The 16,003-nt window shown below is 63.1% G+C and carries 14 protein-coding genes, 1 tRNA gene and 1 riboswitch; of the genes, 1 reads left to right on the top strand and 14 read right to left on the bottom strand.

What is annotated here, in order from left to right:
* Window positions 1–372, bottom strand: a 372-nt coding sequence (locus AC1DLO_RS15660; RefSeq protein WP_476914519.1) for a DUF3417 domain-containing protein, incomplete at its 3' end; no start/stop codon positions are given.
* Between the two features lie 630 nt (window positions 373–1,002).
* Complete coding sequence (locus AC1DLO_RS15655; protein WP_476891877.1) at window positions 1,003–2,019, bottom strand: LacI family DNA-binding transcriptional regulator; 1,017 nt, start codon at window positions 2,017–2,019, stop codon at window positions 1,003–1,005.
* A gap of 286 nt (window positions 2,020–2,305) precedes the next feature.
* Between AC1DLO_RS15655 and AC1DLO_RS15650 the strand changes: the two genes are divergently transcribed.
* Complete coding sequence (locus AC1DLO_RS15650) at window positions 2,306–2,470, top strand: hypothetical protein (protein WP_476891876.1); 165 nt, start codon at window positions 2,306–2,308, stop codon at window positions 2,468–2,470.
* A 197-nt stretch (window positions 2,471–2,667) separates the two neighbouring features.
* Here the strand turns inward: AC1DLO_RS15650 and AC1DLO_RS15645 are convergent.
* From AC1DLO_RS15645 to AC1DLO_RS15590, 12 genes are all read right to left on the bottom strand, one after another.
* Window positions 2,668–2,740, bottom strand: a tRNA-Ala gene (locus AC1DLO_RS15645).
* Window positions 2,741–2,882: 142 nt separating this feature from the next.
* On the bottom strand, window positions 2,883–3,281 hold the full coding sequence (gene rsfS, locus AC1DLO_RS15640; RefSeq protein ID WP_059389355.1) for a ribosome silencing factor: 399 nt from the start codon (window positions 3,279–3,281) through the stop codon (window positions 2,883–2,885).
* 63 nt (window positions 3,282–3,344) lie between these two features.
* A complete protein-coding gene (locus AC1DLO_RS15635) occupies window positions 3,345–4,547 on the bottom strand; it encodes a hypothetical protein (protein ID WP_476890668.1) in 1,203 nt (400 codons plus the stop codon).
* A 7-nt stretch (window positions 4,548–4,554) separates the two neighbouring features.
* Entirely contained in the window at window positions 4,555–5,184 is a 630-nt protein-coding gene (gene nadD / locus AC1DLO_RS15630; RefSeq protein ID WP_260405103.1) for a nicotinate-nucleotide adenylyltransferase, read from the bottom strand.
* Between the two features lie 46 nt (window positions 5,185–5,230).
* Entirely contained in the window at window positions 5,231–5,470 is a 240-nt protein-coding gene (locus AC1DLO_RS15625; protein WP_184741684.1) for a hypothetical protein, read from the bottom strand.
* A gap of 79 nt (window positions 5,471–5,549) precedes the next feature.
* Window positions 5,550–6,920 carry a glutamate-5-semialdehyde dehydrogenase gene (locus tag AC1DLO_RS15620; protein ID WP_476890667.1) on the bottom strand — a complete coding sequence of 457 codons (1,371 nt, stop codon included), beginning with the start codon at window positions 6,918–6,920 and terminating at the stop codon, window positions 5,550–5,552.
* Entirely contained in the window at window positions 6,917–8,107 is a 1,191-nt protein-coding gene (proB, locus tag AC1DLO_RS15615) for a glutamate 5-kinase (RefSeq protein ID WP_476890666.1), read from the bottom strand. Before proB ends, AC1DLO_RS15620 begins: the two co-directional genes overlap by 4 nt.
* Window positions 8,097–9,686 carry a GTPase ObgE gene (obgE, locus tag AC1DLO_RS15610; protein WP_476890665.1) on the bottom strand — a complete coding sequence of 530 codons (1,590 nt, stop codon included), beginning with the start codon at window positions 9,684–9,686 and terminating at the stop codon, window positions 8,097–8,099. The genes proB and obgE overlap by 11 nt, the downstream gene beginning before the upstream one ends.
* Window positions 9,687–9,829: 143 nt before the next feature.
* Complete coding sequence (gene rpmA, locus AC1DLO_RS15605) at window positions 9,830–10,093, bottom strand: 50S ribosomal protein L27 (RefSeq protein WP_003803426.1); 264 nt, start codon at window positions 10,091–10,093, stop codon at window positions 9,830–9,832.
* Between the two features lie 60 nt (window positions 10,094–10,153).
* Window positions 10,154–10,462, bottom strand: coding sequence for a 50S ribosomal protein L21 (gene rplU, locus AC1DLO_RS15600; protein WP_028267456.1), 309 nt, complete (start codon window positions 10,460–10,462; stop codon window positions 10,154–10,156).
* Window positions 10,463–10,882: 420 nt separating this feature from the next.
* On the bottom strand, window positions 10,883–12,403 hold the full coding sequence (locus AC1DLO_RS15595) for a bifunctional hydroxymethylpyrimidine kinase/phosphomethylpyrimidine kinase (RefSeq protein ID WP_476890664.1): 1,521 nt from the start codon (window positions 12,401–12,403) through the stop codon (window positions 10,883–10,885).
* Window positions 12,395–12,491, bottom strand: a riboswitch (TPP riboswitch). (Overlaps the previous gene by 9 nt.)
* Before the next feature lie 160 nt (window positions 12,492–12,651).
* On the bottom strand, window positions 12,652–15,798 hold the full coding sequence (locus tag AC1DLO_RS15590; RefSeq protein ID WP_476890663.1) for an Rne/Rng family ribonuclease: 3,147 nt from the start codon (window positions 15,796–15,798) through the stop codon (window positions 12,652–12,654).
* Window positions 15,799–16,003 lie beyond the last annotated feature (205 nt).

Genomic DNA, 16,003 nt, shown 5'->3' with positions numbered 1-16,003 from the left:
GGAATACTGCGGAAGCACCTCCGTGATGCCGAACTCAGGGGAGAAATACGCAATGCACGCCGGAGCGTCCGGACCCAGGCCCTGGTACCACCGCGGCTCACTCAGGTACCGGTCAAGATCCGCAGCGGCATGCTGGACACGCTCGACAACTGCGGCATCCGCTGCGAGCTCATGCAGTTCCTCGCGGCTGACCAGGCCCAGGAAGGTCATGGGGTCATGATTGCTCTCCTCCCATGCCTGGGTATTCAGGTCGGAAAACAGTTCACGCGTCGGCAGATGCCACGACCAACGCAAGTTTTTCGCCAATYGTGCCAGTGGGGCGATTGCTTCCGGCAGAACGGTCCGGACCGTGAACCGTCGGATCGCCTTCACTTCCGGCCGCCTTCGGACGCGGACGGGGCCGGCTTGGTGAACGTTTCCATGGTGTGTACCTCCAAGAGGTTGTTGTATTCATTGGTGACAATTGGGATAGCTGGGATAGCGGTTGGACTCATCGGATGCCGATCGGGTGAGGGGTTTCCACGGCTCCACCAGTGCAGGGCAAACGCTTACATATTTGAGCGGACACGCTTGGCCCACGGGTGCCCTGGCCTTGCAGCTCAGGCGCAGCTCGCGGTCTCCAGGTTTAGTCCTCGCTCTATTCCGGGCTGCTACGGCCCAGGAATAAGGGGACGCGGTGGCTGGTGTGCCTGCTGACAGAGCCTGGGAACTCCCGTTCGGGGCTACCTGCCATGACGGGCATCTTCAACATGCAGGACTGGGACCGAATGATTCCAAGCACGACTTACATCCTTAGTCTCTGGGAACACTGATCGGAGACCATCCGCCATGTTGTACCAGGAGGAATCTCATCGCCGTTTCGTCGACGCGCCTTGTCGACGCGGGTCGATGGCTCGACAGTAGTGGGCACCCGGATGGCGTGTCAAATATCACAATCGCGTGTGATCGGAGCGCGTCATCATGTGTCGTTTTGGCGGGTTGCGCAGGAAACGGCAAGGGAATTTACTGTCGTGTGGTGCGTGCCACCGTGGTGCTTTCGCGCAAGGTCAGCACCGGTTCAGCGAGCCATTGCAGGGCATCTGTGCCTTCACCCCTGACCCGCCGGGATAGAAATTGTGCCGCCTCACGTCCCATTGCCTTCGGCTCGGCGGAGGCCGTGGTCAGGGCCGGCATGAAGCGCTCCGCGGATCCGGCACTCGTGTTGATCGCAACAAGGGATAGACGCTCGGGGACGCGCCAACCATTCTTGGCTGCAGCACCCAGAAGACCCGCAGTCGCCGCTTCGTTGATCATCACGAGGCCTGTTGTCTCAGGAGCCGTCTCCAGAATCTGTTCAAAAACGTCGCGACCGCCCGCAAGCGTGCTCGCGGTCGGGAACAGTCGCACCGTCACGCCGAGACGCGACGCGGAGGCCGCGACGGCATCCCACGATCGGACCATTGGGCCGTATCCGACGTCCAGCGACTCCTGCGAATGCGTTACGAGACCGATTTCCGTGTGCCCAAGGCCAGCGAGGTGCGACACAGCAAGATCACCCATGGCCTCGAAATCCGCATCCACGAATGCCAGGCCAGCGTCATCTGTCGGCCGTCCGATCGAAACGAACGGAACACCGGTGTCAAGCAGGACCGGAATCCGCTCGTCGAATGACCTGACCTCCATAAGCAGGATTCCATCCACCAAGCCTTGAGCCACGATCCGCTGCATCTCGCCCAACTCGTCAGCATCCATCGGCCACAGGAGAAGATGGTATCCATCAAGGCGCGCCTGTTCCGCCGCGCCTTGGACGTACTCGAATTCCGTGACGCTCATGCCTTGTTCTCCCACCGGGAAAATCAGGGAGACGATCCCGGTCCTCTTACCAGCCAGGCCCTGCGCAAGGAGGTTCGGTGTATAACCAAGGTCGGACATCGCCCGCAGGATGCGATCACGCGTTTCGGTAGCTATCGGCCGGACGCCGCTAAGGGCATAGGACACGGTACTTCGAGAAACGCCAGCAATCCGTGCGACATCGGCCATGGTTACCAAGGACTATCCCCCTATATTCTCGACTACCGGTCGATGATGGGTCCGCGAATGACGGCAATGCGCCGGACGGCGATGCGCACCAATAGTAAACCGTAATCGGTTGGTAAGACAGTTGGAAGAGTGACGCAGACAACGTGAATCCACTGTTACATGCACTCAACAGCTAAGCGAGCAGCGGTTCCGGGATGGCGCGGCCGCGAGCGGAGGCGCTGCAGGTGCCTCCTCGTAACCACCCGACGCCCACGCTACAACGACGCCCCGCGCGTATGGTTGGGCTATGCTCCTCGCCAGCATTGCCGTTGCTGTCATGGGAGTGACTTTTATTGTCAACGCGGCGGGTTGGTGGTCGTACGCCACCGGGGCGATCGCCCTCGTAGGCGCGGCACTGCTTGTCTACTTCGGGTCAAAGGCAATTCGTCGCTGGCAAAGTAGCCCGCGCTAGAACTGCCGTAGCGAAAGCCCGCGGCTTCTGGCCCGTAGCCACCACCCGAAATACTTTGGGCGAAAATGATCCATTCTGTTGAGGGCTGCGGAGAAAACAAAAGAGCCACCCAACAGGATGGCCCTCTCAATTTCCAAAAAGTTGAGGCCCTGCCCGAAACATGAACCTCATCCACGTTTCAAGCAAGGCCTCCAAAGTGGAGCTGAGGGGACTCGAACCCCTGACCCCCTGCATGCCATGCAGGTGCGCTACCAGCTGCGCCACAGCCCCATATTCTTGCTGCTCCATGAACCGTACAGGGGCTTCAAGCCCTTGCTCAGTTTCAGATTCCTCCGAAGCAACTCAAATATCTTAGAACAGCATTTCCGAAAATTCCAAATCGGGCATATTCGGCTGGTTTGCCGCCTGGCGCCTAGGATTCCTCGACGGCAGGAGCCTTCGCCGAGGCGTCGTCACCGAGTTCCAGATCCACCACCGGGCAGTCTTTCCACAGGCGTTCCAGGGCGTAGAAGACCCTGTCCTCGGAGTGCTGGACGTGCACCACGATGTCTGCGTAGTCCAGCAGGACCCAGCGGCCCTCGGAACGCCCTTCGCGGCGCACCGGGCGAAGATCCTGCTTGAGCAGCTCTTCCTCGATGCCGTCAACAATGGCGTTGACCTGGCGTTCCGTCGGAGCGGACGCGATCAGGAAGACGTCGGTAAGAGCCAGACGTTCGCTGACGTCCAAGGCGATGATGTCCTCGGCCAGCTTGTCCGCGGCCGCGCGGGCGGCGTGGCGGGCCAAGAGGACGGATTGTTCATGTGCAGTCACGGGACTCCTTGTATGCGGCTTCGAGAATGAACGAAGCCTGTTTGGTGGCAAAAGCCTTTGTGGTCAGCGGGAAAGTCCGCTGGTGATCATGATGATGCCCGCAATCAGGGCGACGGCGCCGATGCCAACGAGCCCCAGGACCAGGAGCCTGGCACGCTGGGCGCGTCCGAGTCCCGCCGTCGCGGCGTCGAGCGGTTCAAGTCCGTAAGCCGAACTTGCCGAAATGGGCGGATGCTCGGCAACTTCGGCAGACCCTTCGCCCCCCGATGCGGAGTCCGACGCCGGGCGCCGGCCCGCTGCTTTCGCCGCGGCCTCCGCACGCGCCAAGACGCCGGCCCGGCCGCGCTGGCTGCGCGGTTTGCCCGACGCCGACTGCCCAGGCTTCAATTTCGGCGCAGGGGAAGTCACAAGAGGGACAAAGGTGGTGCTGGGCGGCTTCATGACTGGACGATCCAGGCCCGGGACCTTGACGAATTCCAAGGGCGTGACCATGGCGAGGTTGCTGGCCGCGGAAGGCTCAACCCGGTCCTGGGCAGGAGGAAGGCTGTTCTGCTCAGCAAGCTTCTGCTTGGCCATGGCCCTCTTGTTGAGGATCGCCTCGCGTTCAGCCTGGGCGATTTGTTCAGCCAAGGCCTCAGGATCGGCAGGCTCAACCTCGGCCCCGGAAACCCCAGGTTCGGGGACCGAGGCCTTCTGCACTGCCGATTCCATTGCCGCGATGTGCTCAAGCTTGTTGGACTGATTGCTCACCTGAGCTGCCAGAAGCTCACGCGCCATCAAGGCCTGCTCCACACTCATTTCCGGGGCGCCAGGAGGGGGACCTGCCGTCACCCGGACACCGCCGCCAGAAGCCTGGGCCGGGATGCTGGACGTCCTGGGCCCGGATCCGGGTACAGCGACAATCGGGATCGAGGAGGTGCCGGGGGCAACTTCCTCCTGCAACTGCTGCAGGCGCAACTGACGGCGTGTAGGTGGACCGCCCCGGGAAAGTTGCTGCTCCTTGTCCGCGAGTTCCTTGATGGCGCGGAGGGCGGCACGATCACGCGCACGGGCCTGGGATGAACGTTCCGCGGCCGGCTTCGCGTCCACCGGAGCATCGGCCACGCGGCGCACCCGACTGACCGAAGCGCCCCTGGGCACGTGGTCGGCGTCGTCGGGAGATGCGTGCTCCGCCGCTTCGGGGCTTCCGCCGGTTTCTTCGAGACGTGCGTCCCGGGCTCGCCGAAGGTCGCGCCGACTACGGATGGGGGGCTGTTCCTGGCTCATTCAAAACTCACTCAGTACGGGCTTGGTGGTCTGATCCGGTCATAGCATGCAGGGGCTCCCCCATGCCGGGTTTGCCAGAGTACAGCCTGTATTTAGCGATGTACTGCACCACGCCGTCAGGCACGAGGTACCAAACGGGATTGCCTGCACCCACACGCGCTCGGCAATCCGTTGAGGAAATCGCCATGGCAGGCACTTCCAGGAGACTGACGTCCTCCCGGCCCATGCCATCAAGAACATGGCCGGGCCTGGTGACACCCACAAAGTGCGCCAAGGACCAAAGCTCGTCGACATCCTTCCAGGACAGGATCTGCGCCAAGGCGTCCGCACCCGTGATGAAGAACAGATCGGCATCCGGCCGCTGGGTCCGGAGGTCGCGCAGGGTGTCGATGGTGAACGTGGGACCGGGGCGGTCCACGTCCACGCGGCTTACCGTGAAATTGGGGTTGGAAGCCGTAGCAATGACTGTCATCAAGTATCGGTGCTCAGGTTCGCTGACCTGCTTGTTCGACTTCTGCCACGGCTGTCCGGTGGGCACGAAGACCACTTCGTCCAGCCGAAATTTTGCAGCAACCTCGCTGGCAGCAACCAAGTGGCCGTGATGAATGGGATCGAATGTCCCACCCATCACGCCCAGGCGAAGTCGGCGCCCCGTTTCCTCGAAGGGTTTTGCGGCGGAAATGTTAGTGACCCAGCCCTGGGTGCTTGGCCGGGTGCTGGCGGTGCGGATCCGAGTGCTCGTCGACGGCGTCGTGACGGTTACCGAGGTTGGTGTAGGAGACTGCCACAAACATCAGGACCAGCAGGATGCTGAACATGGACACACCGAAAACCCACGGTTCAGCCCACAGCGGCGCAGGTGCCTCATGCCCGGTTTCGCCCCCTTGAGCGAGAATGGAAATGGCGATCTGCTGAAACTGCATTTTCTCCCCTAGCGGTTCAAAGGATTTCGACGGCGGATCCTCCCACCGTTCACGACTTCTGTTCTATGTTACAGCGTTGTTAGCCGCGGATCTGGCCTTCACCCTGGACGATCCACTTGGTGGTTGTTAGTTCAGTGAGGCCCATGGGACCGCGAGCATGCAGTTTCTGCGTGGAAATTCCCACCTCGGCACCCAAGCCGAGCTCGCCGCCGTCAGTGAAACGCGTGGACGCGTTCACGATGACAGCCGCCGAGTCGATATCCGCGATGAATTTCTCCGCGTTGGCCAAGTTGTTCGTCAGGATGGCTTCCGTGTGGCCCGTGGACCACTTGCGGATGTGGGCCACCGCGTCGTCGAGGCTATCCACCATGGCAACCGCGAGGTCGAGGTCCATGTATTCCGTAGCCCAATCGAAGTCGTCGGCGGGAACCGTGTCCACCGCGCCGGACAGTGCTGCTTGAATGCGGGAATCGACATGGAGGGTGACGCCAGCCGAACGCAGCGCGACCGCGACGGCGGGCAGCACAGTCGATTTCGAGTGCACCAAGAGCGTCTCCACGGTGTTGCAGACGCTGGGGCGCTGGGTCTTGGCGTTGAGAAGGATATCGACCGCCATGTCTTCGCTGGCAGACTCGTCGATGAAGATATGGACATTGCCTTCGCCGGTCTCGATAACGGGAACGGACGAGTTGTTCACCACAGTCTGGATCAGCTCGCGCCCGCCGCGCGGAATCAGCACGTCTACCCGGCCACGGGCACGCATGAGCACGTTGGCGCCCTCGCGGCCAAACTGGTCAACGGTCTGCACTGCGTCGGCCGGCAGCCCAACGGATTCCAGCGCGTCGCGGAGGATGGTCACAAGGGCCGCGTTGGTGTGGCCCGCCGCCGATCCGCCGCGCAGGATCACAGCGTTGCCGCTCTTCAGGGCAAGTCCGGCGATGTCAACGGTAACGTTGGGGCGGGCCTCGTAAATCGCCGCCACGACCCCCATGGGCACGTTGATCTGGCGCAAGCGCAGCCCGTTGGGGAGAGTCTGGCCGCGGACGACGTTGCCCACGGGATCCGGCAAGCCTGCCAGGTTTTCGAGGGCGGCAACAAGGCCGTCGATTCGCGCAGGGGTCAGAGTCAATCGGTCCAGCAAGGCAGCCGAGGTTCCATTGCTGCGCCCTGACTCAACATCCTTGGCGTTGGCAGCGAGGATTGACTCCTGCTGTTCCTTGAGGGCAACGCCGATGGCGCGCAGCGCGCGGTCCTTCCAGGCACGGTTCGCCTGGCCCATGTGCCGTGCGGCTTGCCGTGAGCGGTCCGCAATCGAATGCACGGCCGCTTCCACTTGCTCGGGGGTGAGCGACACGGTTCCCAGCTCCGGAGTTTCCGGCACCTGGGCGGCATTGCCGGAAGTCAGGGCGTCGGTTATCACGGGAGAATCAGGGGTTAGGGCCTCAGTCATTCTCCAAGTTTAGTGGAGCGGGACGGCTGGACCAGCACGAGGTCGTCAACATGAACAACTACGCGGTCATATCCGCGGCCAAGGTCCTTGGCAAGCTCCTTGGTGGAGCGGCCAAGCATGCGGGGAAGCTCCTCCGACGAGTAGTTCACCAGTCCCCTGGCAATCACGGTGCCCTCGGCCGAAACCATCTCTACCGGATCGCCCGGTTCGAAATCCCCGGTTACCGAGGAAATCCCTGCGGGCAGCAGTGAAGTGTGACGGTCGCACACGGCCTTTACGGCGCCGTCGTCGAGCACCAAACGGCCCCGAACGGACGCAAGGTGGGCCAACCACAAGAGGCGGACGGGTTTGCGGTTGCCGTTGATGGCAAACCACGTGCCCACGTCCTCGCCCGCGAGGGCTGCGGCAGCATTCGCTGTGGACGTCACCAGGGCGTGGATGCCGGAGCCTGCCGCGATGGAAGCTGCCTCCACTTTGGTGGTCATGCCACCCGTACCGACGCCGGCTTTGCCGGCCTTGCCGATGGTCACGCCAACGAGGTCCTCGGGACCGGTGACGAGCGGAATGCGTCTGGCACCCAACGACGGCGGACCGTCGTAGAGGGCGTCGACGTCGGACAGCAGGACCAGGGCGTCCGCCCGCACGAGATGCGCCACCAAGGCGGCCAGCCGGTCATTGTCGCCGAAACGGATTTCATGCGTTGCCACGGTGTCGTTTTCGTTCACGACGGGCACGACGCCGAGGTTCAGCAAGCGGTCCAGCGCCCGGTACGCGTTGCTGTGCTGCGTGCGCCGCATCAAGTCATCCGCAGTCAGTAAGACCTGGCTGACTGTGACTCCATGCGCGGCAAAAGCCTGCGAGTAGCGCGCCATCAACAGGCCTTGACCCACGCTGGCCGCGGCCTGCTGCGTGGCGAGATCCTTGGGACGCTTGGCCAGTCCGAGCGGCGCGAGACCTGCCGCAATGGCACCGGAAGAAACCAGGATGATCTCCGTCCCGGAGTTGCGCTTCTCGGCCAAAGCGTGGACGAGGGCCGTCAGCGCCTTCTCCGAGATGCCACCCTTGATGCTGGTCAGTGAGGATGAACCGACTTTGACCACGATCCGCTTGGCTGCGGCCAGGGCCTGGCGCTCGGCGGCGTCGGCGTCTTCAGTCGCGTCAGTGACGTGGGCCGTGCTAGTCGTCATTTTCGGCTTCCAGGCCGCTTTCCTTCAGGGGCTTGGGGAGACGACGGCCGCTGACGGACTCGGTCCAGATGCCCGCCTTGCGCTCGGCTTCGAGCTCGGCGCGTGCTGCAGCCTTTGCCTCGCGGCGTTCGATCTGCTCATCGCGCTTCTGCGAACGGGTGGGACGGTCGCCAATGTCGGCCACGCGGATGTCGGTTCCACGAGGTGTCGCCAGGAGTTCGGCGCCCGCCATCATGGTGGGCTCCCAGTCGAAGACGACGCCGTCCTCTTCGCCGATCACCACGGTGTCACCCGGAACGGCACCCATCTTGAACAACTCGTTTTCGATGCCAAGCTTGGCCAGGCGATCGGCGAGGTAGCCAATGGCTTCTTCATTGGTGAAGTCGGTCTGCTTTACCCAGCGGACCGGCTTCTCCCCCAGCACGCGGAAGAGCGGTTCGAGGTTCTTTTCCTCGCGACGGATTGTGAAGCCGGTTTCATTGACGGCCCTGGGGCGGAGCACAGGCGCTGCCACCTTGGGGGGCGCAATGGCAACGGCCTTGCGGGCAGCCATGACAATCTCGCCCATGGCGAAGCTCAGTTGGCGCAGGCCCTCATGGCTCGTGGCGGACACTTCGAAGACGCGGTAACCGCGCCCTTCAAGCTCCGGACGGACGAACTCCGCCATGTCCCGCCCATCGGGCAAGTCCACTTTGTTCAGCACTACGAGCTTGGGGCGTTCGTTCAGGGGGACCACTTCGCCGTCGACGCCGGCATAGCTCATGTCCACCGCGTATTTGTCCAGCTCCTGCTCGATGATCGCGAGATCCGAGAGGGGGTCCCTGTCCGATTCCAAGGTTCCACAGTCCAGGACGTGCACCAGGGCGGCACAACGCTCCACGTGGCGCAGGAAGTTGTGGCCCAGGCCTTTGCCCTCGCTCGCACCTTCAATCAGTCCGGGAACATCGGCAATGGTGAATCGAACGTCGCCGGCCTGGACTACGCCAAGGTTGGGGATCAGGGTGGTAAACGGGTAGTCGGCGATCTTGGGACGCGCGGCGGACATCGCCGCGATGAGGCTGGACTTTCCTGCCGAAGGGAAGCCGACCAGCGCGATATCCGCAATGGACTTCAGTTCAAGGACGATGTCGCTGGAGTCGCCTTCGATGCCCAGAAGCGCGAACCCGGGGGCGCGGCGCTTCTGCGAAGAAAGGGAGGCATTGCCTAGGCCGCCTTGCCCGCCTGCAGCTGCGACGAACTCGGTGCCTTCGCCTACGAGGTCAGCCAAGACCACGCCGTCCTTGGTCTTGACCACGGTGCCGTCAGGGACTGGAAGCACAAGGGTTTCACCGTTCTTGCCGCCGCGCCAGTCACCCATGCCCGGGCCGCCGTTGGTCGCGTGGCGGTGAGGTGCGTGGTGGTAGTCAAGCAGCGTGGTGGTCTGGGAGTCAACGCGCAGGATGACGTCGCCGCCGTTGCCGCCGTTGCCGCCGTCGGGACCGCCGAGGGGCTTGAATTTCTCGCGCTTAACAGAGACACAGCCGTGGCCGCCTGTTCCGCCGGATACGTGAAGTACTACCCGGTCTACGAAGGTCGCCACGTGTTTCTCCTCTTTGTGGAATTACTGCTTCCAATAACTGTTGTCGACTGATGTGCCGACGCGCGCCCTAGTAAATTCTAGTGCGGTTAAAAAGACAGATGGAGCGGGCCATACGGCCCGCTCCACCCGTTCAGAACTTGTTATTACTCTGCAGCTGCAGCAGCAACGATGTTCACGACGCGACGGCCACGGCGAGTACCGAACTCAACCGCACCGGCCTGCAGTGCGAACAGGGTGTCGTCGCCACCGCGGCCGACACCGGCGCCCGGGTGGAAGTGGGTGCCACGCTGGCGGACGATGATCTCGCCTGCGGAAACGACCTGGCCACCGAAGCGCTTTACGCCAAGGTACTGGGCGTTGGAGTCACGACCGTTGCGAGTGGAGCTCGCGCCTTTTTTATGTGCCATTTGAAATGCCTGCCTTTAAATTCTGGGGAATCTGTTGAAAACCTGAACAGCAACCAGTGGTTACTTGATACCGGTGATCTTGATCTTGGTCAGTTCTTGACGGTGACCCTGGCGCTTCTTGTAGCCGGTCTTGTTCTTGAACTTCTGGATGACGATCTTCGGACCACGGAGGTCTTCGAGGATCTCAGCCGTAACCTTGACCTTGGCCAGGTCCGCAGCGGCGGACGTGACTTTGTCACCGTCCACCAGGAGCAGTGCGGGCAGCTCAAGGGTGCTGCCGGCTCCACCGGGGACGCGGTTCAGGGTTACGTAGTCTCCAACGGAAACCTTTTCTTGGCGGCCGCCTGCGCGGACAATCGCGTACACCACTTGGGCACTCACTTCTCTCGACGTTTATTACTAAATTTGCGTGCGGAACCCCGATCCGAAAACGGGCCTGGTTCACGCTGTGCCTCAACGCCGTGGACTCCGGTACGGAATCCATGAGTCATCCCTCGAACAGTTCCAAATGAAAGGTCAGTTCCAAGTGAACGGTTTCTGGGGGCATAACCCAAGTGTTGGCGTAAGCACCGAAGATCTAGATTACGCTAGTTTCGCCTTCGGCTGCAAATGAGGCCAGGTCCGGAGGCTGCCACGTGATGGCTGCCACAGACTGGCTATGCCGCCATCCGGTACCGTGCCCGTCCACCTTACCCTGCCGGCCGGGAAAAGCTCGGATCCTCACTCCGACACGCTGCAGCGCCCGCCGGAACAGTCCTTCGTCCCGTCCTTCCGCAACAGGAACCAAGCTCAGCCGTGCAGCCTTGGAGCATCGAAGAATGCCGTTTCGTAGCGGCAAGACTGGGAGAATGCTTCCATCATCGCAGCCCTCTCCCCAGGGGAAGCCGCCTGCGCAGCGGCATCCGTGATGTCGATCGCTTTGCGGGTAGCCTCGGCAAACGCCTCGTCGGCATAGGTGCGCAGCCAGTCCGCGTAAGGGTGCTCAGCCGGGGCTTCCGCCTGAAGATAGCCATGATGGAGTTGCTGTCCCACCTCGGCGTACAACCAGTAGCAGGGCAGGACAGCGGCCAGCAAAACGGCATAGCTGCCCGACGCCGATGCCGCCAGCAAGTGGTCCACATAGGCTTTGGTGACGGGTCCCTGTACTCCGCTGACCTGACGTCCACTGAGCCAGTTCCGGTGCAATTCAGACTCGACTTCAAGGCACATCTGCGCGCCGCGAGCCCAGAACAACTGTTCTGTTTCGCTCGGGGCCAGGGCGCTTGCTCGGGCCAGGACGCGGGAGTAGCCGTTGAGATAGATGGCATCCTGGGCCAAGTAATAGGCAAATTGCCCTTCGCCGAGCGCGCCGGACTGCAGGTCCCGGATGAAGACCAGGCCATAGATGGCCTCGAGCTCCGTTTGGGCGGCGTCCCACATCCTGGCGGCGAAAGCACCCGGCTGGAGGGCGTTCTGGTGCGCATGGAAGTGGTGGATCGGCCCGTTGCCGTTCCCCACTTCCAGCACTCCGGACTGGGTCAGCGCCTCCTGGAGCCAGGGCTTCACAACGTGCAGGGCCGACTCCCAATCGCCAAGCCGCGCCTTGGCCGTCGCCATCGCCGAGGACAGCGAACATCCTGTGCCATGGCTGTTGCGGGTCTCCACCCTGGGGCCGGCAAATTCCACTACGTCCTGGCTGAGGAGTCCTCCGGTGTTGACCAGCGCGTCCGGGCAGCTGGTTCCCTGCAGATGGCCGCCCTTCACCAAAACGGTGTTTCCGCAGGCTGCGGCCAAGCGCTTGCCCTGCTCCAGCGCCGATGCCCAGTCAGTGGCCTCAGGTTCGCCGAGCAGCACGGCCAATTCGGGAAGGTTGGGGGTAATCAAGTCAGCGAGGGGCAGGAGTTCCCGCAACGCGGTTTCAGCTGACTCCGCCAGGAGCCGGTCGCCGCTCGTGGCAATCATCACCGGGTCCAAAACCACGATGGCGGGGCGAACCTCGCCGAGCCAGCGGCGGACCTCGTCGATGACCGCGGCGTCGCCGAGCATGCCGATTTTGACGGCGTCGACAGCGATGTCCTCGCTGATGGCGTCCAGCTGCTGGCGTAGGAACTCCACGGGAGGCACGTGAACGGCAGTGACTCCCTGCGTGTTCTGTACCGTGAGCGCCGTGATGACCGCCATGCCGTAGCCGCCGTTGGCTGCGATGCTCTTCAGATCGGCTTGGATCCCGGCACCGCCCGAAGGATCGGAACCGGCAATGCTGAGGACCCTGGGAACGGCGCGGCGGACGGTATTGAGCGGGTAGACAGCTGAATGCGCTGGAACAGTCATGCGAGACATCCCTTCGCCGGTGCTAACCGGACAGGTTCAACGGGTCTGGTCTCAGCCGGCTTGGTGCGCGGCACCCCGTGTCAGTCCCCTAGCTTAACCCGGATCACTCCTGCACTAGTGAAATGGACCGGTCATAATGTCTGGCGAAATCGATTACTGGACCGGAGGCTTCAGCGGTCCGGGAACGCCGAAGCCCCGGCACCTTCCATTGGAGTAGAAGGTGCCGGGGCTTCGGACAGGGACTGTTTCTAGAGCTCGGACTTGGGGACGCCGACACCGAGGATGATCGGCTCGGCTGCTGTAGTCGTTTTGGCTGGGGCAGCGGCTGGCGCCTTAGCCTCGTGCGCAGTTCCACCCGAGGCAGCCGCGGCGACCTCGTGGTGCTCCACGTTGGTGGCGTTGGCAGCACCCTGTGCCCGGCTGGCACTACGGTTGCGCCGGCCACGGCGCCCGCGCGTTCCGGACTCCGGGGATTCCCCGGCTTCCCCGGCGGACAGCCCTGCCGGAGATTCCTGGGTTCCCGTCGCCTTCGCCTCGGTATCAGGAGCCTCGCCGAGGCCCGCAAACGCCTGTGCCAACAGATCCAGGCTCATGGCAGGCGCCCCATTCGCCGGCTCTTCGTGGTGAACGAAGGGCAACGCGACCTCTTCGCCGCCGAACCGCAGCACCGGCTTAGAGCGCTCCTCAGTAACTGAACCGGAGGCCTCCTTGGCGACAGCTGCGATCACGGGAGCCTGAACGGGAGCTGCCTCGGCCGCGGGGGCAGCTCCGGCCTCGGGCGTGCCTGCCAACGATTCCGCGGCGTGGTGGAGCTCGTCGTCGTGCAAGTGGGCGGCGTGGGCCGCGGCGGCGATGGTGGCAAGTGCTGCGCGGGTGGCTGCCTGGCGGCTTGGATCAGTGGATTCCACGGTGTGGACCGGCACAGGAGGGGTGATCGGGAGCTCAGTGGTCCCTTGCCCCGCGCCCCTGCCACGGCGGCGCTTGCGCTGCTCCGGACGGGTGGCCGGCTGTGATTCGGTACGCGGGTGGTGATGCTCGGCGGCCACAACGTTGGCCCGACGGTGCTCCACTGGCTCGTCATGGGTGACGATTCCGCGTCCCGCACACGTTTCGCACTGCTCGCCGAAGACCTCAAGCAGGCCGGTGCCCATGCGCTTGCGGGTCATCTGGACTAGGCCAAGAGAGGTCACTTCGGCAACTTGGTGCTTGGTGCGGTCCCGGCCAAGGCACTCGACCAAGCGGCGCAACACGAGATCGCGGTTGGATTCGAGGACCATGTCGATGAAGTCGATGACGATGATTCCGCCGATGTCACGCAAACGCAGCTGGCGGACCACTTCTTCGGCAGCCTCAAGATTGTTCTTGGTGACGGTCTCCTCGAGGTTACCGCCGCTGCCGGTGAACTTCCCGGTATTGACGTCAACAACCGTCATGGCCTCGGTACGGTCGATCACGAGCGAACCACCGGAGGGCAGGAAGACCTTGCGATCCAACGCCTTGTGAATCTGCTCGTCCACACGCCATGCCGAGAAGATGTCCTGATCGGAGGTCCACTTCTCGAGGCGGCCCACCAGATCCGGCGCTACATAGGTGACGTATGCCTCGATGGTGTCCCAGGCTTCGTCGCCGGAGACGATGAGCTTGGAGAAGTCCTCGTTGAAGACGTCACGCACAACCTTGATGGTGAGGTCCGGTTCGCCGTACAACAGTTCCGGCGCGAGGATCTTGGTGGAGGTGGACTGGCTTTCGATCCCTTCCCACTGGGCACGCAGGCGGTTGATATCGTGCGTCAGCTCCTCCTCGGAAGCGCCCTCGGCCGCGGTCCGGACAATAACGCCCGCATTGTCCGGGAGGCGATCCTTAAGGATCCGCTTCAGACGGTTGCGCTCGACGTCGGGAAGCTTGCGGGAGATACCGGTCATGGAACCACCAGGCACGTACACGAGGTAACGGCCCGGGAGCGAAATCTGGCTCGTCAGGCGCGCACCCTTGTGGCCCACCGGGTCTTTGGTGACCTGTACCAACACGGAATCGCCCGATTTCAGGGCGTTCTCAATGCGGCGCGGCTTGCCTTCCAAAGTGACGGCATCCCAATTGACTTCACCGGCGTACAGCACGGCGTTGCGGCCGCGTCCGATGTCGACGAATGCGGCTTCCATCGACGGCAGTACATTCTGGACCTTGCCCAGGTAGACGTTGCCGATCAGCGAATCCTGCTGCGTCTTGGACACGAAGTGCTCCGCAAGCACGCCGTCTTCCAGCACGCCGATCTGGATCCTGTCGTCGCGCTGACGAACAATCATCTGGCGGTCCACCGACTCACGACGAGCAAGGAACTCGGCCTCCGTGATGACCTGGCGGCGCCGGCCGGTTTCGCGGGACTCGCGGCGGCGCTGCTTCTTGGCCTCAAGGCGCGTGGAACCCTTGACACTGGTAACGCGGTCAGAGCTGGTGCTCGACTCCACGTGTGCGCGGGGAGCTCGGACACGTGTCACCGTGTTGGGGGGATCGTCGTCTCCGCCGCCCGTCAATTCCAGATCCTGGTCGCCACGACGACGGCGCCGGCGGCGACGGGAAGTCACGCCTTCCTCAAGGGCTTCCTCGGTACCGGCTTCTGCCTCGTCTTCGGATTCCGCGGAAGCTTCTTCTCCGGCGGCATCGTCGCGTTCGGTGACGCGACGCCCGCGGCGCCCGCGGCTACGACGGCGACGGCGGCTGCCGGCTTCGTCGAGTTCGCCATCCTCGGCAGCTTCCTCAACGCCGGATTTAGCTTCCTCTTCGACGACGACCGGCCGTGCCACAGTGCTCAGGTCCGGTGCCTGGAAAATCATCGACGTGATGGAGGCAGGTTCCAAGAACAGTGAGGCGACCGGGCTTGGAGTTGCGGTTTCAACGGCCGGCGCTTCGATGGCTGGCTCTTCGGCGGCCTCTTCGACGGCCGCAATCTCAGCGGCTGGTTCTTCGGCGGCCGGCGCTTCAACTTCGGCTTCTTCGGCAGCGGGCTCGGCGCTCTTTGCCTTCACGGTACGACGACGGCGAACCGGCTTTTCCGGGGCCGCTTCAGTTTCTGCGGCAATTTCGGGTTCCACGACGGCGGCAGCCTCTGCTGTCCCGCTACCCTCGGTGGGAGATTCTTCAGCGAATCCTGGCAACGGCTCGGGAGCTTCGACCTTCTTGCGTGCCCGGCTACGCCGAACAGGAGCCGTGGACGACTCGGCTGCTGCTTCGGGGAGCGGCTCCGCAGCGGATGCGGCAGCTCCGGCGTCGGGGGTTTCCTCTGCGGCGACCGCCTTAGGGGCGGCCTTACGGCGGGTGCGCGTGACCTTCTTGGGTGCTTCAGCGGTCTCGGCGGACGCCGCATCTTCGGCGGCGGCTACAACTTGCTCGTTATCCATATGTGGTGACACTCCTGCCCTTGCGCAACCGCCACATCCGGCGCCCAGAGGGGCAAATATTGTCAAAACCCGCAGGCGTTGACAGAAGTCAGTAGTGGTCTTTCCGGTTCGCACCAGCTTGGGGGTGCGGCATTCACGGAAAGCCGGTCTTGTTCCAAACCCGTTGTTCTAGTGCCACAACCAGGTGCCGTCCATTGCCACCGCG

It is taken from the genome of Arthrobacter sp. 01T419 (assembly GCF_056398865.1).
Note: the sequence above shows the minus strand (reverse complement) of the source record. Positions and strands in the feature narration are given on the sequence as shown.